General features: G+C 71.9%; 17 protein-coding genes and 1 riboswitch. Of the genes, 5 read left to right on the plus strand and 12 right to left on the minus strand.

Annotated elements, in window-relative coordinates:
- Window positions 1–95: 95 nt before the first annotated feature.
- Window positions 96–1,136 carry an NlpC/P60 family protein gene (locus tag ACFOW4_RS16485; RefSeq protein WP_377528577.1) on the minus strand — a complete coding sequence of 347 codons (1,041 nt, stop codon included), beginning with the start codon at window positions 1,134–1,136 and terminating at the stop codon, window positions 96–98.
- Between the two features lie 12 nt (window positions 1,137–1,148).
- Window positions 1,149–1,285: riboswitch (cyclic di-AMP (ydaO/yuaA leader) on the minus strand.
- 230 nt (window positions 1,286–1,515) lie between these two features.
- Between ACFOW4_RS16485 and ACFOW4_RS16490 the strand changes: the two genes are divergently transcribed.
- Window positions 1,516–3,534 (plus strand): N-acetylmuramoyl-L-alanine amidase, encoded by a 2,019-nt coding sequence (locus ACFOW4_RS16490; RefSeq protein ID WP_377528579.1) that lies wholly within the window; start codon window positions 1,516–1,518, stop codon window positions 3,532–3,534.
- 57 nt (window positions 3,535–3,591) lie between these two features.
- Here ACFOW4_RS16490 and ACFOW4_RS16495 read toward each other — a convergent pair whose 3' ends face one another.
- The 5 genes from ACFOW4_RS16495 to ACFOW4_RS16515 form a co-directional block, all read right to left on the minus strand.
- A complete protein-coding gene (locus ACFOW4_RS16495) occupies window positions 3,592–4,605 on the minus strand; it encodes an NlpC/P60 family protein (RefSeq protein WP_377528581.1) in 1,014 nt (337 codons plus the stop codon).
- 167 nt (window positions 4,606–4,772) lie between these two features.
- Complete coding sequence (locus tag ACFOW4_RS16500; protein WP_377528583.1) at window positions 4,773–5,774, minus strand: hemolysin family protein; 1,002 nt, start codon at window positions 5,772–5,774, stop codon at window positions 4,773–4,775.
- Entirely contained in the window at window positions 5,767–7,080 is a 1,314-nt protein-coding gene (locus ACFOW4_RS16505) for a hemolysin family protein (protein WP_377528719.1), read from the minus strand. Before ACFOW4_RS16505 ends, ACFOW4_RS16500 begins: the two co-directional genes overlap by 8 nt.
- Before the next feature lie 155 nt (window positions 7,081–7,235).
- A complete protein-coding gene (locus ACFOW4_RS16510) occupies window positions 7,236–9,434 on the minus strand; it encodes a (Fe-S)-binding protein (protein ID WP_377528585.1) in 2,199 nt (732 codons plus the stop codon).
- A gap of 292 nt (window positions 9,435–9,726) precedes the next feature.
- Window positions 9,727–9,990, minus strand: coding sequence for a cell division protein CrgA (locus tag ACFOW4_RS16515; RefSeq protein ID WP_377528587.1), 264 nt, complete (start codon window positions 9,988–9,990; stop codon window positions 9,727–9,729).
- Between the two features lie 231 nt (window positions 9,991–10,221).
- Between ACFOW4_RS16515 and ACFOW4_RS16520 the strand changes: the two genes are divergently transcribed.
- From ACFOW4_RS16520 to ACFOW4_RS16535, 4 genes are read left to right on the plus strand one after another with little or no spacing between them, the layout of a single operon-like run.
- Window positions 10,222–11,025 (plus strand): DUF881 domain-containing protein, encoded by an 804-nt coding sequence (locus ACFOW4_RS16520; RefSeq protein WP_377528589.1) that lies wholly within the window; start codon window positions 10,222–10,224, stop codon window positions 11,023–11,025.
- A gap of 55 nt (window positions 11,026–11,080) precedes the next feature.
- Complete coding sequence (locus tag ACFOW4_RS16525; RefSeq protein ID WP_377528591.1) at window positions 11,081–12,811, plus strand: class E sortase; 1,731 nt, start codon at window positions 11,081–11,083, stop codon at window positions 12,809–12,811.
- 4 nt (window positions 12,812–12,815) lie between these two features.
- Complete coding sequence (locus ACFOW4_RS16530) at window positions 12,816–13,103, plus strand: hypothetical protein (RefSeq protein ID WP_377528593.1); 288 nt, start codon at window positions 12,816–12,818, stop codon at window positions 13,101–13,103.
- Between the two features lie 2 nt (window positions 13,104–13,105).
- Window positions 13,106–13,756 (plus strand): aminodeoxychorismate/anthranilate synthase component II, encoded by a 651-nt coding sequence (locus ACFOW4_RS16535; protein WP_377528595.1) that lies wholly within the window; start codon window positions 13,106–13,108, stop codon window positions 13,754–13,756.
- Between the two features lie 31 nt (window positions 13,757–13,787).
- Here the strand turns inward: ACFOW4_RS16535 and ACFOW4_RS16540 are convergent, their stop codons facing one another.
- Genes ACFOW4_RS16540 through ACFOW4_RS16565 form a run of 6 tightly spaced genes read right to left on the minus strand, consistent with a single transcriptional unit; the run spans window position 13,788 to window position 21,664 of the window.
- Complete coding sequence (locus tag ACFOW4_RS16540; RefSeq protein ID WP_377528597.1) at window positions 13,788–14,456, minus strand: vancomycin high temperature exclusion protein; 669 nt, start codon at window positions 14,454–14,456, stop codon at window positions 13,788–13,790.
- Window positions 14,453–15,382 (minus strand): hypothetical protein, encoded by a 930-nt coding sequence (locus ACFOW4_RS16545; protein WP_377528599.1) that lies wholly within the window; start codon window positions 15,380–15,382, stop codon window positions 14,453–14,455. Before ACFOW4_RS16545 ends, ACFOW4_RS16540 begins: the two co-directional genes overlap by 4 nt.
- A gap of 31 nt (window positions 15,383–15,413) precedes the next feature.
- Window positions 15,414–17,237 carry a Stk1 family PASTA domain-containing Ser/Thr kinase gene (gene pknB / locus ACFOW4_RS16550; protein WP_377528601.1) on the minus strand — a complete coding sequence of 608 codons (1,824 nt, stop codon included), beginning with the start codon at window positions 17,235–17,237 and terminating at the stop codon, window positions 15,414–15,416.
- A complete protein-coding gene (locus ACFOW4_RS16555) occupies window positions 17,234–18,667 on the minus strand; it encodes a protein kinase (protein ID WP_377528603.1) in 1,434 nt (477 codons plus the stop codon). The genes pknB and ACFOW4_RS16555 overlap by 4 nt, the downstream gene beginning before the upstream one ends.
- Before the next feature lies 1 nt (window position 18,668).
- Window positions 18,669–20,174, minus strand: coding sequence for a peptidoglycan D,D-transpeptidase FtsI family protein (locus ACFOW4_RS16560; RefSeq protein ID WP_377528605.1), 1,506 nt, complete (start codon window positions 20,172–20,174; stop codon window positions 18,669–18,671).
- A complete protein-coding gene (locus tag ACFOW4_RS16565; protein WP_377528607.1) occupies window positions 20,171–21,664 on the minus strand; it encodes an FtsW/RodA/SpoVE family cell cycle protein in 1,494 nt (497 codons plus the stop codon). The genes ACFOW4_RS16560 and ACFOW4_RS16565 overlap by 4 nt, the downstream gene beginning before the upstream one ends.
- Between the last annotated feature and the right edge of the window lie 4 nt (window positions 21,665–21,668).

Genomic DNA, 21,668 nt, shown 5'->3' on the forward strand with positions numbered 1-21,668 from the left:
GAACCTCGAACACAACAACCCCTGATCAAGTCAGGCATTGCAACGATCCCTAGAACCGAAGCCGCCGGCGTTAAGAAGGGGCCCTTCCTTGCGTCTCAGCCCGGGCGGCCGTAGCTGTGGATCGGGCCGTCGTCGACCTTCTTCATCTTGATCGGCGTGCCGGCCTGGGAGGCGTGCACCACCCAGCCGTTGCCGACGTACATGCCGACGTGGTGGATGTCGCTGTAGTAAAAGACCAAGTCACCAGGGCGTAGGTCGGCCCGGCTGACGTCCTTGGTCACCCGGCTCTGCTGGGCGGCGTTGTGCGGCAGGGACACGCCGGCCTTGGCCCAGGCGGCGAGCATCAGACCGGAGCAGTCGTACGAGTTCGGGCCCTCGGCGCCCCAGACGTAGGGCTTGCCGATCTGGGCGCAGGCGAACTTGACGGCGACGCCGGCACCACCACCGGGGTAGCTGGCCGGGCACGGCGCGGGCCGCAGGGAACCGCCTCCGCCGCTGCCGTACACCTTGAGGCGCAGCTTCTGCAGGCGGTCGATCTCCTCGTTGATCTGCTTCTTCTTCGCCGCCAGCTGGGCCTCGGTGCGGGTCAGCTGGGCGACCATCTCGTCCAGCGGCGCCTTCTGCCGAGCCAGCTCGTCACGCAGGTCGGTCACCTGCTGGACGTCCTGCTGCTGATCGTGGGCGAACCGGTCGAGCATCTCCAACTGCCCGACCATGTCGCTGGGCGACTGGCTGCCGAGCATGGCGTTGACGGTGGAGACGTTTTCGCCCTTGTAGGCGCGTACGGCCAGGGCGCTGACCTTGTCCATCGCAGCGTCGACCTGGCGCTCCAGCGGCGCGATCCGGGCGGCCAGCGCGTCGGCCTGCCTGCGCTTGACGGCCAGGTCGGCCCGGGTGGCGTTGTGCCGTTCGATGATGGGTTCGAGCTTGTTCCAGTCGGCGTCGATCTGGCGCTCGATCTCGGTGACCGACGGGTCGGCGTGGGCCGCCGTCGCGCTGCCGGTCAGGACGACGGCGACGCCGACCAGGGCGGCGAGGGAGGTGGTGAAGCGGGACCAGCGTGGGCGCGGCACGTTCGTCGTCGGGTCGGCTGACGCCGACCGCTCGGACGACGGCCGCCGGGCATGGTGGGCCACCGGGCTCCGTACTCCTTCTTCCTGACCGCCTACCGGGTTAGCTGACGGGTTCGGGCGGGAAGGTAGGCGCCCTACCGCAGTGACTGCGGATTCACCCCGGAAAACCTGGGTCCCCGGTTCGCTCGGAGGCGACTCGGCGGTGTCGGTCCGTTACCGTCCGGGTTGGGCGGAGCTGCTGTCGGGCCGACAAATGACCAGAGTAGAGACGGCTGTTACCGATCCGCAACCCACCCGGCCGTGACACTCCGTACCGATGCCGGATCCGGCGATCCGTCCGAAGATTTTTTTCCACTGGCGTTGCTGCATCGAAAGGTATTGACGTGAGCTCCGGGCGGGACGAGGGTGACCTCACCTTCACCCGTCACATCTGGGGGTATCGATGCATCGTCCAACCCTGTCGGCGAGCAGGCGCGCACTGCTCGCCACGGCCGTGGTCGCCGCCACCGCGGTCACACCGTTCAGCGCCGGTCCGGCCACGGCAGCGCCGGCCGACGACCGGCAGCAGCAGTACGCCGCCGCAGCCGCCGACCACGGCGTGCCGGAGAGCATCCTGCTGGGCGTCTCGTACCTGGAGTCTCGCTGGGACACTCATCCCGGCACGCCGAGCACCAGCGGCGGCTACGGCCCGCTGCACCTGACCGACGCCGCCCACGTGACCTCGCTGCCCGCCGGTGGTCACGTCGACGAGGACGAGGACCCGCGCGGCGACGAATCTCGGCCGCTGACCGTTGCGGCGCCGACGGTGACGGGATCGCGGGAGGCCGCACCCGCCGCAGAGGCGCTGCAGACCCTCCAGGCCGCCGCCGCCCTCATCGGGGCCAGCCCGGAGACGCTCCGCTCCGACCCGGCCGCCAACATCCGGGGCGGGGCCGCGCTGCTCTCCGCGTACCAGAAGGACCTCGGCGGCCCGCTCGGTGGGATGAGTGACCCCGGAGCCTGGTACGGCGCGGTGGCCCGGTACTCCGGCGCCGACACCGAGGACGCCGCGGCGGCCTTCGCCGACGAGGTGTACGACCAGATCCGCTCGGGGGCGAGCCGGCGGACCGACGACGGCCACCAGGTCACCCTCGCCGCGCGGGCGGTCGACCCGGACGACAGCGTGCTTCACCGGCTCGGACTGCGGCGCGCGGAACGGCCGGACGGGCTGGAGTGCCCGGTCCGCCTGGCCTGCGAGTGGATCCCGGCCCCGTACGCGAAGTACGGCCCGCGCGCCGGCGACTACGGCAACCACGACCTGGGCAACCGACCGGCCCAGCAGAAAATCGAGTACATCGTCATCCACGACACCGAGGGCTACTTCGCCCCCAGTGTCGACCTGGTCAAGAAGGCGACCTACCTGGGCTGGCACTACACGCTGCGCTCGGTGGACGGTTACGTGGCCCAGCACATCAAGGCCAAGGACGTCGGCTGGCAGGCCGGCAACTGGTACGTCAACGCCAAGTCGATCGGCATTGAGCACGAGGGCTTCGCCGGGCAGGGCACCTGGTACACCGAGGCGATGTACCGCACGTCGGCCAAGCTGGTGCGGCACCTGGCGCTGCAGTTCAACATCCCGCTGGACCGCCAGCACATCATCGGCCACGACAACGTGCCCGGCACGATCGCGGCGAACGTCGCCGACATGCACTGGGACCCGGGCCCCTACTGGGACTGGTCGCACTACTTCGACCTGCTGAAGGCCCCGTTCCGTACCACTGGCACGGCGCGAACCGGCCTGGTCACGATCGACCCGGACTTCGCCGCCAACCGGCCGGCCTTCTACGGCTGCAATCAGCAGCCGCCCGGCGTGCCCCCGGTGCCGCCAGCCGCGCCGTGCCCGCTACGCGGCTCGTCCGCAGTGCTCCTGCGCAGCGCGCCCAACCACGACGCGCCGCTGGTCAACGACCTCGGCGAGCGCCCGGACGGCTCACCGGACACGATGTACATCTCCGACCACGGCGCCCGCGCCTCGGCCGGCCAGACGTACGCGGTCGCGGAGGTCCGCGGCGACTGGACGGCGATCTGGTACCTCGGCCAGAAGGCCTGGTTCCACAACCCCGCCTCGGCGCCGACCGCGAAGTGGGCCACGGGCTTCGTGGTGACGCCGAAGCCCGGAAGGAACACCGTCCCGGTCTACGGGCGGGCCTACCCGGAGCGGGCCGCCTACCCGACCGGAGTGCCCTACCAGACCATCTCGCCGTTGCAGTACACGTTCGCCGCCGGGCAGCGGTACGCGGCGGGCGGGATCCTACCGAGCGAGTACTACCGCGCGACCACCTTCGACGGAACGTCGCCCGGGGACTGGACGGTCGTCCGCGGTGAACTGCGCTACGTGCAGGTCCAGTTCGGTCACCGGATGATGTACGTCAACCTGGACGACGTGCTGCTGCTTCCGTCCCCGGTGGGCGCACCCAGCTGAAATGAAAGACGAGGGCCCCCAGTCGTACAACCGGGGGCCCTCGTCGTGCCTGCTGGATCAGCTGGGTCTGCGGAACCCGGCGACCGGCATGTAGTTGATGCTCGAAACGTTGACCGGTTTGCCGGCGCGTGGCGCGTGCACCATCTTGTCGTTGCCGAGGTAGAGCCCGACATGGTGCAGGTCGCTGAAGAAGAAGACCAGGTCACCCGGGCGCGCCTCGGAGCGGGGGATGGCCTTGCCCTCGTTCCACTGGGCGCCGGTGAAGTGGGTCAGGCTGATCCCGGCCGCCTTGTAGGCGTACTGGGTCAGACCCGAGCAGTCGAACGCGTTCGGGCCGACGGCGCCCCAGACGTACGGCTTGCCGACCTTGCCGCAGGCGGTCCGGATCGCGGTGCGGGCCGCCTCGCTGACCACGCCCTGGATGGTCGGGCAGCCCTCCGTCTTGACCACGGTCTTCGGCAGGGATGCCTCCAACCGCTTAATCTCGGCGTCGATCTCCTTCTTCTTCTTCGCCAGGTCGTCCTGCTGCTTGGTCTGGGTGGCGATCAGGGCGTCCAGCTTCTGCTTCTGCCCGTCGTACTTGGCCCGCACGGCCAGCACACCCTCGACCTCCTTGCGCTCCTGCGCGGCGAGCCGGTCGAGGACGGTGAGCTGCTCGGTGAGGGTGTCCGGCTTGGCGCTGACCAGCAGCGCGCCGATGTCGTGCGAGGGCCCCGACATGTAGTAGCGGGAAGCGAGGTCACCGACGCGGTTGAGCGCCAGCTCGCTCTGCAGGGCCAGCGGCTCGATCTTCTTCTGCAGGTCCGCCGACTTCTTCTTGTTGACCTTCAGCTGGGCCCGTACCTTGTTGTACTGCTCGATGGTGGGCTCCAACTGCTCCCACTGCTTGTCGATCTGCGCCTCGATCTCGTCGACCGAGGGCGCGGCCTGCACCGGCGCGGCCAGCAGGCCGGCACCGACGGCCGCGGCGGCGACCAGCACGAGCAGACGTTGGGTGACCCGGCGCAGACCGCCCGGACGAGCGGACAGTCCCGGGGCGTGACGATGGGGGGGCATGGTTGCCACCGGCACCGACTCCTTTGCAACCGACCGCCGGGCGCCTCGCGTGAGGGAAGGGCCGAGGCAGACGACCCACAGCGGTCGGTGCCCCACACTAGGGAAGCGCCGCAGCGGAATCAAGGCGACGACTGTATACATCACTGTGGCGGGACCGCTTGCACACCAAGGGTATTGACCGATCAGCCAACGATCGCGGTCAATACGTCGTCCAGGGTCACCACGCCGAGCGGCCGGCGCCCGTCGCTGACCAGCACCATATGCCGCCGCTCGCGCCGCATGGCCAGCAGCAGATCGGCGAGCGTACGCTCCGGCGGCACCACCGCCAGCGGGCGGTACACCTGCGCCGGCACCGGCGCCCGGCGCCCCGGCCCGGCGTACCCGAGCACGTCCTTGACGTGCACGAAACCGAGCACCCGCCGGGTCGAGCGCTGCACCACCGGGAACCGGGACCGCCCGGTCCGGGTGGCCAGCACCTCCAGCGACGCCGGCGAGACGTCCTCGGCCACCGTCACCACCGTCGACCACGGCTGCAACGCGTCCGCCGCGGTCCGGCTGTGCAGCGCCAGGGCTCCGGTGATCCGGGCGTGCTCCTCGGCGTCGAGCAGCCCCTCCGTACGCGCCTGGGAGACCAGCCCGGCCAGCTCCTCGGCGGTGAACACCGTCTTCACCGCCTCGGTCGCTTCGATCCGCCAGAGGCTCAGCACCCGGCGGGCCGCCCACTTCATCGCCAGCAGCAGCGGCTTCGTGGCCACGCAGAACGCCAGCATGGCCGGGCCGAGCCAGAGCGCCGACACCTCCGGACCGGCCAGCGTGATGTTCTTCGGCACCATCTCGCCGACCACGGTGTGCAGGAAGACCACCACGCCCAGGGCCAGCACGAACGCCACCGGGTGCACCGCCCGCTCGGGCAGACCGGCCGCGTGGAAGGGCACCTCCAGCAGGTGGGCCAGCGCCGGCTCGGCGATCGCGCCCAGGCCCAGCGAGCAGACCGTGATGCCGAGCTGCGCGCCGGCGATCATCAGCGGGATCTGGTTCATCGCCGACAATGCCCAGCGGGCCCGCTTCGAGCCGGCGGCGAGCGGTTCGAGCACCGTACGCCGGGACGCGATGAGCGCGAACTCGCTGCCCACGAAGAACCCGTTGCCCAGCAACAGCAGCACGGTCACCAGCAGTTCAGTCATCGTCGTCCGGTTCCGCCGGGCGCAGCACCCGGACCTGCTCGATCCGGTGCCGGTCCACCTCCACCACGGTGAACTCCCAGCCGTCCGCCTCGACCGTCTCGCCGGCCAGCGGGATGTGCCCGAGCCGGGCCATCAGGAACCCGGCCAGCGTCTCGTACGGCCCCTCGGGCAGCCGGAAACCGGTCTGCTCGGCCAGCTCGTCGGAGCGCAGCACCCCGTCGACCAGCACGGTGCGCTCCCCACCCGGCACGGTCAGCTCGGCCGGGCCGGTGTCGTCCACGGCGGCCGGGTCGAACTCGTCGGCGATCTCGCCGACCAGCTCCTCGACCAGGTCCTCGACGGTCACCACGCCGTCCGTGCCGCCGTACTCGTCGACCACGATGGCCAGGTCCGCGCCGGCGGCCTTCAGCGCGGCCAGCACGCCGTCCAGGTCCAGGCTCTCCGGCACGTACACCGGCTCGCGGGCCACCGATCCGACCATGGTCGACGCCCGGCGGGCCGGCGGCACCCCCAGCGCGTCGGGCACCCCGGCCACCCCGGTGACCAGGTCCAGGGTCTCCTCGTACACCGGGAACCGGGTCCGCCCGGTCTGCCGGGAGAGGTCGAGCAACTCGGCCACGCTCGCCGTGGCGCGCAGCGCCACCACGTCCACCCGGGGCGTCATCGCCTCGGCGGCCCGCTTGTCGCCGAACCGGATGGTGCGCCGCAGCAGCATCGCGGTGTCCGGGGGCAACGCGCCGGCCCGGGCCGAGATGGCCGCCAGCAGGCCCAGTTCCTCCGGCGACCGGGCGCTCGCCAGCTCCTCCTGCGGTTCGACACCGAGCCCGCGCACGAGCCGGTTCGCCGAGTCGTTGAGCGCCCGGATCAGCCAGCCGAAGGTACGGGAGAAGCGGTGCATCGGGCCCGCCGTGGCCAGCGCGGTGGGCATCGGCCGGGCCAGCGCGAGGTTCTTCGGCACCAGTTCGCCGAAGAGCATGGAGAGCAGCGTGGCCAGCGCGAGGGCCAGGAACGGGGTGAACCGCTCGGTGGCGTCGCCGACCACCGGACGCAGCAGCGGGGTGAAGATCCGGGCCAGCGCCGGCTCGGCCAGGTAGCCGGTCAGCAGCGCGGTGATGGTGATGCCCAGTTGCGCCCCGGAGAGCTGGAAGGAGAGCTCACGCAGCGCCGTACGGACCGTCGTGGCGGCGGCGTCGCCGCCGGCGGCCCGCCGGTCGATCTCGGCCCGGTCCACGGTCACCAGGGCGAACTCGGCCGCGACGAAGAACGCGTTGCCGGCGGTCAGCGCACCGAAGCCGACCAGGGGCAGCAGCGTGGTCAGGAACAGCCCGTCGATGATCGCCTCACCTCGGCGCGATTCTCGCACGGGTGGCGCGCGGTTCACCGGCCGGCGGAGGCTGACACGACGACGGCGGTGCCACCCGAGGGTGCCACCGCCGTCCGGCGTCTTCCGGGGTACGCGCCTCAGCCGGCGACCGGTGCCGCCTGCTTGTCGCCCTGCGGCTGCTCGGGCCGGACCGAGCGGAGCAGCACGCTGGCCACGTCGACGACCTCGACCTGCTCGCCGGCGCCCTTGCCGTTCACCCCGTCGTTCAGCATGGTCGAGCAGAACGGGCAGCCGACGGCGACCGTCTTCGCCCCGGTGGACATGGCCTCCTCGACCCGGTCCACGTTGATCCGCTTGCCGATCTTCTCCTCCATCCACATCCGGGCGCCGCCGGCGCCGCAGCAGAAGGAGCGCTCGCTGTTACGCGGCATCTCGGTGAGCTCGCCCTCGATGGCGGTCCCCAGCACCTCGCGCGGCGGGGCGAACACCCGGTTGTGCCGGCCCAGGTAGCAGGGGTCGTGGTAGGTCACGCCACCGTCGACCGGCTGCACCGGGGTGAGCTTGCCGGTGGAGACGAGATGGGCCAGCAACTGGGTGTGGTGGACCACCTCGAACTCGCCGCCGAGCTGGCCGTACTCGTTGCCCAGGGTGTTGAAGCAGTGCGGGCAGGTCGCGACGATCTTGCGCTTGGCCTTCTCGCGGCCCTCGAACGCCTCGTTCAAGGTCTCGACGTTCTGCTGGGCGAGCATCTGGAAGACGAACTCGTTACCGATCCGCCGGGCCGGGTCACCGGAGCAGGTTTCGCCCTCGCCCAGGATCGCGAACGTCACGCCCGCCTCGTTGAGCAGCGTGGCCACCGCGCGGGTGGTCTTCTTGGCCCGGTCCTCGAAGGCACCGGCGCAGCCGACCCAGAACAGGTACTCGAAGTCGTCCACCTCGCCCACCCGCGGCACCTCGAAGTCCAGGCCCTTGGTCCAGTCCTCGCGGGTGTTCTGCGGGGCGCCCCACGGGTTGCCCTTGTTCTCCAGGTTGCGCAGCATGACGCCGGCCTCGGACGGGAAGCTCGACTCGATCAGCACCTGGTAGCGACGCATGTCGACGATGTGGTCGACGTGCTCGATGTCCACCGGGCACTGCTCGACGCAGGCGCCGCAGGTGGTGCAGGACCAGAGCACGTCCGGGTCGATGACGCCGCCCTCCTCGGCGGTGCCGATCAGCGGCTTGTCCGCCTCGGCCAGCGCCAGCACGTCCATGTGGGCGAGCTGCGCGGCGGTGGCCTTCTCCTCACCGGTCAGGTCCTTGCCGCCGCCGGCCAGCAGGTACGGCGCCTTGGCGTACGCGTGGTCGCGCAGGCTGAGCACGAGCAGCTTGGGCGACAGCGGCTTGCCGGTGTTCCAGGCCGGGCACTGCGACTGGCAGCGGCCGCACTCGGTGCAGGTGCTGAAGTCGAGCAGGCCCTTCCAGGAGAACTGCTCGACCTGTGCGACACCGAACTGGTCCTTCTCCGGGTCGGCCTCCTCGAAGTCCAGCGGCTTGCCCTGGCTGGTCATCGGCCGCAGCGCACCGAGGCCGGAGCCCGCCGGCTTGGCCGGCTCGCGCTTGAAGAAGATGTTGGGGAAGGCCAGAAAGCGGTGCCAGGCCACACCCATGGTCACGTTCAGCGAGATGACGATCAGCCAGGTCATCGAGATGACGATCTTAATGAGCGCGGCGACGCTGGCCCCGTCCTGCCAGTCGGGCAGCACCGCCCCGACCGCGTGGCTCACCGGGGTGGCCCAGAGCGGGTACTCGAAGTGGTCGGTGGCGACCTTGAAGCCCCGGATCACGAACCCGAAGATCAGGACCAGCAGCACGATCCACTCGACGAAGTAGCCCTGCCACATCGTCGAGCCGGTGAACCGGGAGCGACCGCCCGGCCGGGTCGGCCGGTTGCGCAGCCGGATCGCCATCAGCACCAGGATGCCGACCAGGCCGAGCACCCCGATGACCTCGGTGGCCAGGCCGAAGACCGTCCAGTGCCCGACGACCGGCAGACCGCCGGTCGGGGTGACCACCTCGAAGTACGCCTCGAGCACCAGCAGCGACAGCACGATGAAGCCGACCATCACGAACCAGTGCGCGGCGCCCACCACGCTCCACTTCAGCATGCGGGTGTGACCGGCGGTCTCCACCAGCATCGTCCTGGTACGCGCACCCTTGTCGGTGAACCGCTCCGGGGCGGGCTGCCCGAGCCGGATGACTGCCGTCATCTTCATGACCGCGCGTACCGCAAGCCACACCGCCACGGCGGTGATGGCGGCCGCGAGGATCGTCGTGACGATCTGGACGCTGCCCATCGAGTTGGCCTCCCGGTCTGCTGCCTGTCGAGCGGCTCGGCGACCGGGGCCGGGTCAGGCCGGGATCGGCGTCGCGCCGCTGCCACACCTGCGACCGGACCGGTCGATGACCTCGCTCCGCTCGGTCATGCAGTGCAGCCTACGCGCAAGGTTACCCAGCAGTAACGTGAGTCTTCTCGCAACCGGCCACGCCGCCCTGCGGACACCATAGGGTGCCCCGCCCGAACCCGCCGGGCAGGGGCTCCGCGGGGTGACGTGAGCCCTCGATGCGGCCGACGCGACCGCGGCTGGCTCAGCGCCAGCGGGAGAGCAGGACCAGCGAGGCGACCATCGCGCCGAAGCCCACCGCGAGGTTCCAGTAGCCCCAGGCCATGACCGGGTACTGCTGCTCCGAGAGGTAGTAGATGACCAGCCACCCGATGCCGGCGACGATCAGAGCGACCGCGGTGATCGGCAGCCAGACCGGGCTAGGCTTGCGCGACGTGGCCGCCGCCGTCGGACGAACGTCCGTGGGCGCGGTGTACACCTTCTTCTTGCGGACCTGAGACTTGGGCACGACGCTCTCCAGAGGGGGTGACGACCTCGTCCGGCCTGACAACCGGGCGCGGAGGCGACGGTCCATGGCCAATAATGTTCGACAGCTAGCGTAGTCCCGAAGGCCGGCCCAGACCACGAATGGGGTCAGGCCGGTGCACGGAGTGACCGAAAAGGGCGGGACTGTTCGCATCACCGGGCCGGCCGGCCGGGGCGGGGCGGACCGATCCCCGACACGCGGAAGGAACGCTCGGTGGAGTACACATCCGGCGCCGCCTCCTGGCAGAAGGCCCTCCGACGGGCCGTCGCCGGGCTGCTGCCCCGGCGCCCGCGGCAGCGTCGACCCGGCTGGTCGATCGGCGTTCCGCTGATCGCCGCCGCGGCCGGGCTGCTCTTCACCACCACCGCGACCACCGCCGGCGGCACCGCGCTCCGGGAGGACCGCCGACCCCAGCTCAACCAGCTCATCGAGGACCGCCGCGAGCAGGTGGCGGCGAGCGAGCAGCGGGCCGCCACCCTGCGCGACGAGGTCGAGCAGCAGACCGCCGAGCTGGCCGGATCGGACGGCCCGATCAAGGCCCAGCAGGACCGGGCGGAGGGCAGCCTCCAGACCGCCGGCTTCACCGCGCTCACCGGCACCGGCATCACCGTCGAGCTGAACGACGCGCCCCAGCGCAGCGACCAGACGCCCAAGGAAGCCACCAACGACGACCTGGTGGTGCACCAGGGTGACGTGCAGGCGGTGGTCAACGCGCTCTGGGCCGGCGGGGCCGAGGCCATGTCAATCATGAATGTCCGCGTGCTCGCCACCAGCGCGGTACGCTGCGTCGGTAACACCCTGCTGCTGCACGGCCGGGTGTACTCCCCACCATTCAAGATCGTAGCAATCGGCGACCCCGCTGCCCTCCAGCAGGCCCTCGCCAGCTCTGAGGGAGTCCGGTGGTTCAAGGACGCGGTCGACGACTACCAACTCGGCTACAAGGAGACCGTCTCCACGGTGACAGTGCCGGCGTTCGAGGACTCGACCGCCCTCCGCTCGGCGGCGGTTCCCCGATGAGCGGCCGCGCCGAGCCGGGGTGCCCGACCGCCCCGCACACCGCGACGGCGCGCCGATGAGCGGCCCGGACGAGCGTCGCGACGGCCGGCACCGGGACCAGGGCGACGACCCGACGGCGCACCTGCCGACCGTCGACCCGGCCGGGACGGATCGGAGCGGCAACTGGCCGGACCCGGTGCTGCCCTCCCGCCCCCGGGCGGCGCAACCGCCGGCCGCCCCCGAGCCGCCACCCACCCCCGCACCGCCGTGGAACGACCGCCAGCCGCGCGTCGGCCGCGCCGGGCACCCCCCGCGTACCGACCGACCGGCGCAACCGAGCGCCAGCCGACCCGACGCGCAGCGCGCCCCTCACCAGCCAGGCCCCGACACACCGGCCGCGCCGCCGCACTGGCCCGGTGCCGCCCAGGCCGCGAGTTGGCACGGTGGTCCCGGCCGCCCGCCCACATCCGGTCCGGACGCCGGCCGCCCGCCCGCGCCCAACCAGGGCCCGGTCCGCCCGGCCGCCCCCGGCAACGCCCCGACCCGACCGCCCGCACCCGGCGGCGCGACGACCCGACCGCTGGCACCCGGCGGCGCATCGACCAGACCGCCGGCACCCGGCGGTACGCCCGGCCGACCGGGAGCACCGGGCAGCACGCCCATCGGACCGGGCGCCGCCCCGACTCACCCGGGCCCGGCGACCCAACCCGACCCCGCGGCGGCTGGCCCGGCACGCCCGGCCAGCCCCGGTGTCCCGGGCCCGGCCGCGCCGACCGGCGACGCGCCCACCGCGTTCATCCCCAAGGTCGGTGCCGGACCCGCTCGCGGGACCGGCACACCGGCCGTCCCGGTCTCCCCGGCCGGCCCGGACCGCGTGGCCGACCCGGCGGCGACCGCGCTGATCCCGGCCGTACCCGCCGGGCCGCCGACCCGGCCGCCGGCACTCGACTCCACCGCGCTGATGGGCGCCGTCCCGCGCCCGCCGACCACCGACGAGCCGGCCGGCCCCGACGAGACCCCCGGCGAGCCGCCCCGGCCGCGGCGTGGCGAGCGGGTGGTCCAACTCCGGCCGCACCAGACCGGCGAGGGCTACAAGAGCGTCTACTCGGAGCTCACCCGCCCCTCGCTCGCCTCCCGGCTGCGCAGCGGCATCCGGGTCACCGGCGAGGTCCTGATCACGTTCGGCCTCGTGGTGCTGCTCTTCGCCGGGTACGAGGTCTGGGGCAAGTCCGCCATCGTCGACGCGCACCAGGACGACCTGAGCAACCAACTGGCCCAGGCGTGGGCCCCGACCGGCGACCCGACCGTCGCGCCCCCGTCGGCCCGCCCGAGCGCCAAGCCGTCGCCCGCGGTGCACGGCACGCCGATCGCCGGCCTCTACATCCCCAAGCTCGACAAGAACTGGGTGGTGGTCGAGGGGGTCACCCAGGCCGACATCCGGTACGCGCCGGGCCACTACCCGACCAGCGCCCTGCCCGGGCAGGTCGGCAACTTCTCCGTGGCCGGGCACCGCAACCGGGCCACCTTCTGGCGGCTGGACGAGCTGGACAACGGCGACGCGATCGTGGTCGAGAGCAAGACCGACTGGTACGTCTACCGGGTCTCGAAGACGCGGATCGTCAAGCCGACCCAGGTCGAGGTCGTGGCGCCGGTGCCCGGCGAGCCGGGCGAGAAGCCGACCAAGCGGATGCTGACCCTGACCACGTGCAACCCCAAGTTCGACAACTACCAGCGCCTGATCATCCACGCCGAGCTGGACCGGACCCAACCCAAGTCGGCCGGTCGCCCGGCGGAGCTGGGAGGCTGACCCGTTGTACGCGTTCATCTGGCGCAAGCTGCCCTTCGGCCTGGCCGGCAAGCTGACCGGCTCGGTGCTGCTCGCCGCCGCCACGGTGGCCCTGCTCTGGTACGTGGTCTTCCCGTGGGCCGAGCCGCTGCTGCCCTTCGACGACGTGCAGGTCACGCAGGACTCCGGCGTACCCGGTGACCCCGCCGGCGGCGGCGACTCCGTCCCCGGGGACGCCCCGGCCGGCGACGACCACGACCTGCCCTACGACACCGACCAGAACAACACCGCGCCCCCCTCCCCGAACAGGTGACCATGCGCGTCCTGGTGATCGACAACTACGACTCGTTCGTCTTCAACCTCGTGCAGTACCTCGGCCAGCTCGGCGTGGACTGCGAGGTTCGGCGCAACGACGAGATCGACCTGGCCGAGGTCGGCCGGGTCGGCGCGGCCGGCATCCTGCTCTCGCCCGGGCCGGGCAGCCCCGACCGGGCCGGCATCTGCCTGGACGTCATCCGGGAGTACGCCGGTCAGCTGCCGATCTTCGGCGTCTGCCTGGGCCACCAGGCGATCGGCAAGGCGTTCGGGGCCACCGTGACCCGCGCCCCCGAGCTGCTGCACGGCAAGACCTCCGAGGTACGGCACCAGTCGGTCGGCGTGCTCGCCGGCCTGCCCGACCCGTTCACCGCCACCCGCTACCACTCGCTGGCCGTGCTCCCCGAGACGCTCCCCGACGAGCTGGAGGTGACCGGCTGGACCGGCTCCGGCGTGGTGATGGCGATGCGGCACCGAACGCTGCCGATCGAGGGCGTGCAGTTCCACCCCGAGTCGGTGCTCACCGAGGGGGGCCACCTGATGCTGGCCAACTGGCTGGCCGCCTGCGGTCACCCGGAGGCGCTGGAGCGGGCTCCCGACCTGGCCGCCGAGGTGGACGCCCGTCGCCGGGCCGCCTTCGCCACCACCTGACCGGCGTCCTCCCGCGCCCTGGAGCGGGCGGTCAACCCCGCAACGCGTCGGACAACGCTGGGCTGGCAGGTGAGTGGACCGCGGGCGGTCTGCGCCGGACCGCGTCCCATGCCGCCTTGCCGCTGGCGAAGTAGTCCCGGACCGACTTCCCGACGAGCAGGACGGGTCCGCAACCGTCGCAGCGCGCCGTCACCCCCTGCACGTCGAGACCGAGGTGCCGACACAGCGTCACGGCCCGGGACAGGTGGTACGACTGGGTCACGATCAGGGCGCGCTGAACTCCGTAGACATCGCGCGCTCGTACGCAGCTGTCATAGGTATCCAGGCCGAACGGGTCCGCCACCACCCGACGGGGATCGACACCGAGTTCGGTGAGGTACGACGTCATCGCCGCCGGCTCATCACCCGACGCGCCGCCCCCGTCGCCCGACACGAGGACCACCCGGGCCCGTCCGCTGTTCACCAACTCGGCGGCGGTCTCCAGTCGGCCGGCCAGCCGGTCCCCGGGTTGGCGTCGATCAGCTGCCACGGCGGTGCCGAGGACGATCACCACGTCGGCGCTCGGCGCGTCGGCCTCGTCGTACAGGTGGCCGTGCGCGGCGATCGTCGTCCAGAGCCAGGGCAGGCTGACGAGCAGCAGTGCGACCAGCCCACCGGCGGCCACACGGGTCAGGCGCCGCCGCCACCTGACGTGGCTCATCCGCCGCGCCGCATGACGGTGGCGAGGCGCTCCGTGGCCAGGCAGGAGACGAGGCAGCGTTCCTTGGCATCGCCCATCAGCTGGGCCGTCCAGGTGGTGAAGCCGCCGTCACCCAGCTCGACCTCGTCCGCACCGTCCCGCACGACCAGCCGCAGCGCGACGTCGGTGTAGTAGCCGCGCCCCCGCGTCCTGGTCGGCTCCTCGACCACCGCGGTCTGCCCGTCCGGCAGCCCCGGCAGGACGCTGTCCACCAGCCGCTCCCGCACGACCGTCTCGTCGAGGACGCTGTACTCGATCCGCGGCGCGGCGTCGGGTACGAGGGCCGCGAGGACCGCACGCCAGTAGCCCAGGTGCAGGGCCAGCAGCCGCGCCTCGGTACGCCCCGAGCCGGCGTCGCGTGCGCTGGACACCAGCGCGAAGAGTCGGAAGTGCGCGGAGAAGCCCGGGGCGAAGACCTGCGCGCGCAGGTGCCGGTGACAGGCGGCCAGGTGCACCTCGCCGGTACGGTGCTGCCGTTGGCGTCGTACTGCCGCTTCGATCGCCAGGGCGTTGGTGGCGTCGCTGAGCACCTCCGTCGAGCGGACGGTGGAGACGATCCGGTTCTGGCTGACCGGCCCGACCGCCGAGCAGGTGCCCAACGGCACGACCGGCGACAACTCGACCCCGTCGACGTCGTCGGGCAGCAGGTGCCACAGCTCCGCCTCAAGGGCGGCCAGGACCCGGGGATCGCTCGCCGCCGGACGGACGAAGCGGTCCTCGCGCCACCGGCGCAGCAGGTCGGCCGGACGGACGGTCGCGGCCCGGGACCGCGCCACGCTCAGCAGCACGGTCCGCAGGTCGGCAGGTGGAAGCCGCTCGGTGAGGGCCCGTTGCGTGCCGTCCGGCAGGCGAGCCCACACCCGGCGTTCGGCGTCCCCGGCGGTCACGCCGACGGCCCCCCGAGCCGGAACACCGCGTCTACTCCTGCGGGTTCCGGACCGGCGGCGGGAAGATCGGCTGGCCGCTGCCGCCACCGGTACCGGGAGTGGTCGGCGTGGGGCTTGGCGTCGTGGTCGGCGACGCCGACCCGGTGGGCGTGGGATCGACCACCTCGGGCTGGCTCACCTTGATGGTCACCGTCGTGTTCCTCGGCTTCTTGTCGCCGCCGTTCGGGTTCTGGTCGGTGACCTTCCCGGCCTCCGCGGCCGGCACGTCCGGGCCGTCCTGCGGGTTGACCTTGAAGCCGGCGTTGCGCAGGGTGCGGGTGGCCTCTTCCTCGCTCAGCCCCACCACGTCCGGCACCGCGCGGACGTTCCCCCTGGACACCGTGAGGGTGACCTTCGTGCCCTCGGGGACGCGCTGCCCCTCGGGCGGGGAGACGCTGAGGACGATGTCCTGGCTCTCCTCGTTGTCGACCTCTTTGATGTCGTAGCCGAGCTTCGCGTCCTTGAGCCGGGCGATGGCGCTCTCCTGCTTGCTGCCCTTGAGCCCGGCCGGGACGGCCACCTCGGGCTTGCCCCCGCAGACCTGGATGGTCACCAGGCTGTTCACCTTCAGCCGTGCATTGGGCTGCGGGTTCTGGCTGACCACGGTGCCCTGCTTGCAGTCGCTGCTCAGCACCGGCTCTCCCAACTGCGGGCGGAGGCCGGCGTTGCTGATCTCGGTGAACGCCACGTCCTGGGTCTTGCCGGCGAGCGTCGGCACCGACTTCAGATCCTTGTCCTGCTGCTGGCTCCAGAGCAGGGCCGCGACCAGGGCGATCACCGCCAGCACGCCGACCGCGCTGAACACGGCGATCAGCCAGGACGACGCCTTTCGTTGGCGCGGATCGCCGACCCGGGCCGGGATCTGCCGGGTCTGCGGCGCCCCGGCGGCGGTCGGGTAGCCCGCCCCACCGCCGGCCGGCGCCATCGCCACCGTCTCCGCCTCGCGCAGCACCGGAGTCGCCAGCACGGGCCGACCGGCGGCGGCGCGGAGCAGGTCCGCACGCATCTCACCGGCGCTCTGGTAGCGGTTGAGCGGGTTCTTCGACAGTGCCTTGAGCACGATCGCGTCGACCGCCGGGTTGACGTCCGGGTTGATGTCGCTCGGGGTCGGCGGTGCCTCCCGCACGTGCTGGTACGCGACGCTGACCGGGCTGTCGCCCACGAACGGCGGGTTTCCGCAGATCAGCTCGAAGAGCACGCAGCCGGCCGCGTACACGTCGGAGCGGGCGTCGACCGCCTCACCGCGAGCCTGCTCCGGCGAGAGGTACTGCGCCGTGCCGATCACCGCGCTGGTCTGCGTCATGGTCGTCGCGCCGCTGGCCAGCGCCCGGGCGATGCCGAAGTCCATGACCTTGACCTGGCCGGTCTGGGTGAGCATCACGTTGCCCGGCTTGACGTCCCGGTGGATGATGCCGTGCCGGTGGCTGAACTCCAGCGCGGCGCACATGTCGGCGCAGATCTCCAGCGCCCGGCGGGGCTGCAACCGACCCTCCGCGCCGAGCACCTCCTTGAGCGTCCGGCCGTTGACGAACTCCATCACGATGAACGGCAGCGTCTCGCCGGTCGGCGCGGTCTCCTCGCCGGTGTCGTAGACCGCGACGATGGCCGGATGGTTCAGCGAGGCGGCGTTCTGCGCCTCCCGGCGGAACCGCATCTGGAAGGTCGCGTCCCGGGCCAGGTCCGTCCGGAGCATCTTGATCGCGACGTCCCGACCGAGCCGGAGGTCGCGACCGCGATGCACCTCGGCCATGCCGCCGTAGCCGAGCAGCTCGCCGACCTGGTACCTGCCACCGAGCAGGCGGGCCTGCGCTGTCATCGCGTCTGTCGTCCTTCGCTCGTCGTCGTCCCGCCGCCATCCGGCTGGAGCCGTACCTCCCGACGGTACGACGTCCGGATCGGATCGTCGCGTCCGTCGAGTCGCAGCGCGCCGGACGCAACGGTGCGCGGAGCGAGCGCGCCGGGTTCACCGGCCTGCGACCGCTTGCGCATGTTGTAGGAAATCACGCCGGAGCAGAGCAGTATCAGCGCGGCCAGGAGGACGGCGAGGAGCACCATCCCGGGCCGGGACCGGCGAGGGGCGGGCGCCGGCAGCGCCGGGCCGGGCTGCCGGGCGTACGCCGGGGGGTGGTCCTGCCGAGCCGGCGGCACCGCCGCGGCGCCGCGCGGATAGCCGGCGGGAGAGACCGGCGGCCGGGAGTGCGGCACGGCCGGTGCGACAGCGGTCGGACGCTGCTGCTGCGCCGGAGCGACGGCGGTCGGACGCTGCTGCCCCGCGCCAGCGGGGCGCGAGCCGGCGGCCGGCGGCCGGTATGGGGCGGCCGGCGGGCGCAGTTGCTGTGCCGACGGCACCTGGGCGCGACCGGGTGCCGCGGGCGAGGCGGGGGCCGCCGAGACCGGCGCGGGATGCCCACCGGCGCGGGCCTGCTGGGAGAGCGCGGCCTTGAGCTGACGGGCCACCCCGGCCAGGGCGGCGGCGCTGGGCCAGCGCGCGGCCGGATCCTTGGCGAGCGCCCGCTCCACCACCGCCCGGACCTGCGGCGGGATGTCGGCGGGCAGCGGCCGGGGCGTTTCCCGGACGTGCCGCATGGCGATGTCGAGGGGGTTGTCCCCCTCGAACGGACGCCGGCCGGCGAGGCACTGGTAGGCGACCACGCCGAGTGCGTACACGTCGGACGCCGGGGTGGCGACGCCGCCGGTGGCCTGCTCGGGCGAGATGTACGAGGCGGTGCCCAGCACCGAACCGGCCGCGGTGAGCTGACCGACCAGATCGGAACGGGCGATGCCGAAGTCGGTCAGCACCAGCGTGCCGTTCGGCCGGACCAGGAGGTTGCCCGGCTTCACGTCGCGGTGCACGATGCCCTTCTCGTGCGCGGCGTGCAGCGCGTCGGCGGCCTGCGCGACCAGCGCCATCGTGCGGGCCGGGGTGAGCCGGCCGACCCGACTCAGCGTGGAGGACAGCGCGTCGCCCTCGACGTACTCCATGACCAGGAAGGCGATCTGCTGGTCGTTGCCGAAGTCGTAGACGTCCACCACGCCGGGGTGGTTGATGGTGGCCATGGTGCGGGCCTCGCCGCGGAACCGCTCGGCGAAGTCGGGGTCGTCGAGGAGCGCCGGGAGCAGGCTCTTGACCGCGACCGTCCGGCCGAGCACCTGGTCGGTGCCGCGCCAGACGTCCCCCATGCCGCCGCTGGCGATCCGCTCGTCGAGGCGGTAGCGGTTGCCGAGCTGGACGCCGGGACTGAGCATGTCAGCGGCCCCCGGAGTCGGCGATGGCCGCCTGCATGATCTTGCCGCCGATCCGGGCCGCCTCGGCGCTGCCGCCGGGGCCGGCCTGCTCCAGCATGACGCAGACCGCGGAGACCGGGGTGCCGTTCTTGTCCAGGGCAAAACCGATGAACCAGCCGTGGTCGGGCCGGTCCGGGGCGGACTGGGCGGTGCCCGTCTTGCCGCCGACCGTGTAGCCGTTGATCTGGGCTTTCTTGCCAGTGCCGTTCTCGACCACGCTGACCATCATGTCGCGCAGGTCGCTGGCGACCGGACCGCTGACCGGCCGCCGCAGCTCGCGGGGTTGGGCGGTGTAGTAGCTGGTGGTGCGGTCCGGGGCGAGCAGCTGCCGGACCAGGTACGGGCGCATCTGACTGCCGCCGTTGGCGACCGCGCCGGCGATCAGCGCCCCCTGCAGCGGCGTCATCCGCACGTCCCGCTGGCCGATCGAGGACTGCGCGAGCGCGGCCTGGTCGACGGTGCCGTCGGCGTTCTGGATGGTGCCGGTCCGGCTGGCCTCGACCGGCAGCCCGTCCTCGCCGATCTGGCCCACGGTGAGGTCGTCCTGCTCGAAGCCGAACTGCCGGGCCTTCTCCTTGATGGCGTCGGCGCCGAGCCGTACGCCGAGCTGGGCGAAGCCGGTGTTGCACGACTCGGTGACCGCCTCCAACAGGGAGACCTGCCGTTCCGGGCAGATCGACGGGGCGGCGTTCTTGATCGGCACGCCGGAGGTGGGCGGGGTGTAGCTGGGACCGGCCAGGATCTGGGTGTTCTTGCCGATGCCGTTTTCCAGCGCCGCCGCGGCCACCACGATCTTGAAGGTGGAGCCCGGCGGCAGCGTCTCGCCGAACGCGCGGTTGATCAGCGGCTTGCCCGGGTCCTGCTCGAGCTTGTTGTACGCCGCGGTCGCCTCGTCGGTGTCGTGGCTGGCCAGCGGGTTGGGGTCGAAGCTGGGCATGGAGACCAGCGCCTGCACCGCCCCGGTACGCGGGTCGATGGCGATCGCCGCCCCCCTCTTCACCCCCTGCTCGTTGTTGCGCATCTGGTCGTACGCGACGTCCTGGGCCCGCTTGGAGAGGGTGAGCAGCACGTTGCCGCCGCCGCTCTCGTCACCGGTGAACATGTCCTTGATCCGGTCGCCGATCAGCTGGTCGCTGGTGCCGGCCAGGAAGTCGTTCTCCACCTTTTCGATGCCCTGGTCGGCCAGGTTGACCGGCTTGTAACCGAGCACGTGCGCGTACTTCGCCCCACCCGGGTAGGTGCGCTTGAACTTCAGCTTGCCGGTGGTCTCCTTGCTGGTGGCCAGGGCCGTGCCGCCGGCCTCGATGTTGCCGCGCTTGCGCTTGTAGTCGGCCACCTGGACCCGGCCGTTGTAGTCGCTGGTGCGGTACTCGTCGGCCTTCTGGAACTGGACCCAGTTGAGGTTCGCGAAGAGCAGGCCGAACAGGACCATGACGACGACGCCGACGCGGCGCAGGGGTGCGTTCACGGCTTGATCACCTCCGTGGGGGCACCGTGCAGCTGCTCCGGCGGACCACCGGCGGGCCGTGCGGCCTTGCCACCGCTCGCGGCGACCGGCCGCCGTGCTCCGTCGGAGACCCGGAGCAGGACCGCGATGAGCAGCCAGTTCGCCATCAGCGACGAACCACCGGCGGACAGGAACGGCGTGGTCTGACCGGTCAGCGGGATGAGCTTGCTGATCCCACCGACGATCACGAAGACCTGCAGGCCGAGGGTGAAGGCGAGACCACCGGCGAGCAGCTTGCCGAACGAGTCGCGCACCGCGAGCGCGGCGCGCAGGCCGCGCTCCACGATCAGCAGGTAGACCACCAGCAGCGCGGAGAGGCCGAACAGGCCGATCTCCTCACCGATGCCGGCGAAGATGAAGTCGTTCTGCACCTCGGGCAGGATGTCCGGCTGACCGCCGCCCGGCCCGGCGCCGAAGAGCCCACCGGTGCCCAGGGCGAGCAGCCCCTGGACCAGTTGGTAGCCCTTGTTGGTCGGGTCGGCGAACGGGTCCAGCCAGATCTCGGCGCGCAGGTAGAAGTTGGCGAACGGGCCGCCGACCATCTCGCCGAGGACGTAGGCGAGGTACGCGCCGCCGAAGAACAGGATCAGGCCGATGAGCAGCCAGCTGACCCGTTCGGTGGCGATGTACAACGTCACCACGAACATGCCGAAGTACAGCAGCGAGGTGCCCAGGTCCTTTTCGAAGACCAGCACCAGGAGGCTGATCAGCCAGACCACGACCACCGGGCCGAGGTCGCGACCACGCGGGAAGTCGATGCCCAGGAGGCGCCGGCTCGCCAGCGACAGCACCTCGCGCTTGCGCACCAGGTAGTAGGCGAAGAAGACCAGCAGCGCCAGCTTGGCGAACTCACCCGGTTGGATCTGCCCCAGCCCGGGCACGATGATCCAGAGCTTCGCCCCGTTGATCTCGGAGAACCGCGACGGCAGCACCGCCGGGATCATCACCAGCACGATGCCGGCCAACCCCAGGGTGTACGCGTACCGGGACAGCGAGCGGTGGTCCCGCATGATCGCCAGCAGCCCGGCGGCGAGGATCACGGCGGCGAGCGTCCAGGCCAGCTGCCGGCCACCGATGCCGGCGAAGATGGCCAGGTCCTCCCGGTCGACCGGCGCCGCCTCGCCGAGGTCGATCCGACGCAGGAAGCCGACCCCGAGGCCGTTGAGCAGGGCCACCGCCGGCAGCAGGGCCGGATCGGCGAACGGGGCCAGGAACCGGATGACCAGGTGCAGGCCGAGGAAGACCGCACCGAGCGCGGCAGCCGGCATCCAGAAGTCGGGGGTGACCGTGTCGAGCAGGTTCGCCTCGACGGTCGCGGAGTATGCGGCCACCAGCACCATGGCGAGCAGCAGCAGGGACAGCTCGGCGTTGCGCCGGGACCGGGCCAGGCGTACGCCGGGCTGCTCGCCCGTGGTGGCGGGCGAGGGTGCCGGTGTGGCCGCTGCGGTCACGGGT

It is taken from the genome of Micromonospora sp. GCM10011542 (genome assembly GCF_042650685.1).
Taxonomy (GTDB): domain Bacteria; phylum Actinomycetota; class Actinomycetes; order Mycobacteriales; family Micromonosporaceae; genus Micromonospora.

Coding starts and splice junctions, on each gene's coding strand:
- ACFOW4_RS16500 (WP_377528583.1), bottom strand. CDS start 5,774: ATGACTGAACTGCTGGTGACCGTGCTGCTGTTGCTGGGCAACGGGTTC.
- ACFOW4_RS16510 (WP_377528585.1), bottom strand. CDS start 9,434: ATGGGCAGCGTCCAGATCGTCACGACGATCCTCGCGGCCGCCATCACC.
- ACFOW4_RS16525 (WP_377528591.1), top strand. CDS start 11,081: ATGAGCGGCCCGGACGAGCGTCGCGACGGCCGGCACCGGGACCAGGGC.
- ACFOW4_RS16540 (WP_377528597.1), bottom strand. CDS start 14,456: ATGAGCCACGTCAGGTGGCGGCGGCGCCTGACCCGTGTGGCCGCCGGT.
- ACFOW4_RS16490 (WP_377528579.1), top strand. CDS start 1,516: ATGCATCGTCCAACCCTGTCGGCGAGCAGGCGCGCACTGCTCGCCACG.
- pknB (WP_377528601.1), bottom strand. CDS start 17,237: ATGACAGCGCAGGCCCGCCTGCTCGGTGGCAGGTACCAGGTCGGCGAG.
- ACFOW4_RS16535 (WP_377528595.1), top strand. CDS start 13,106: ATGCGCGTCCTGGTGATCGACAACTACGACTCGTTCGTCTTCAACCTC.
- ACFOW4_RS16555 (WP_377528603.1), bottom strand. CDS start 18,667: ATGCTCAGTCCCGGCGTCCAGCTCGGCAACCGCTACCGCCTCGACGAG.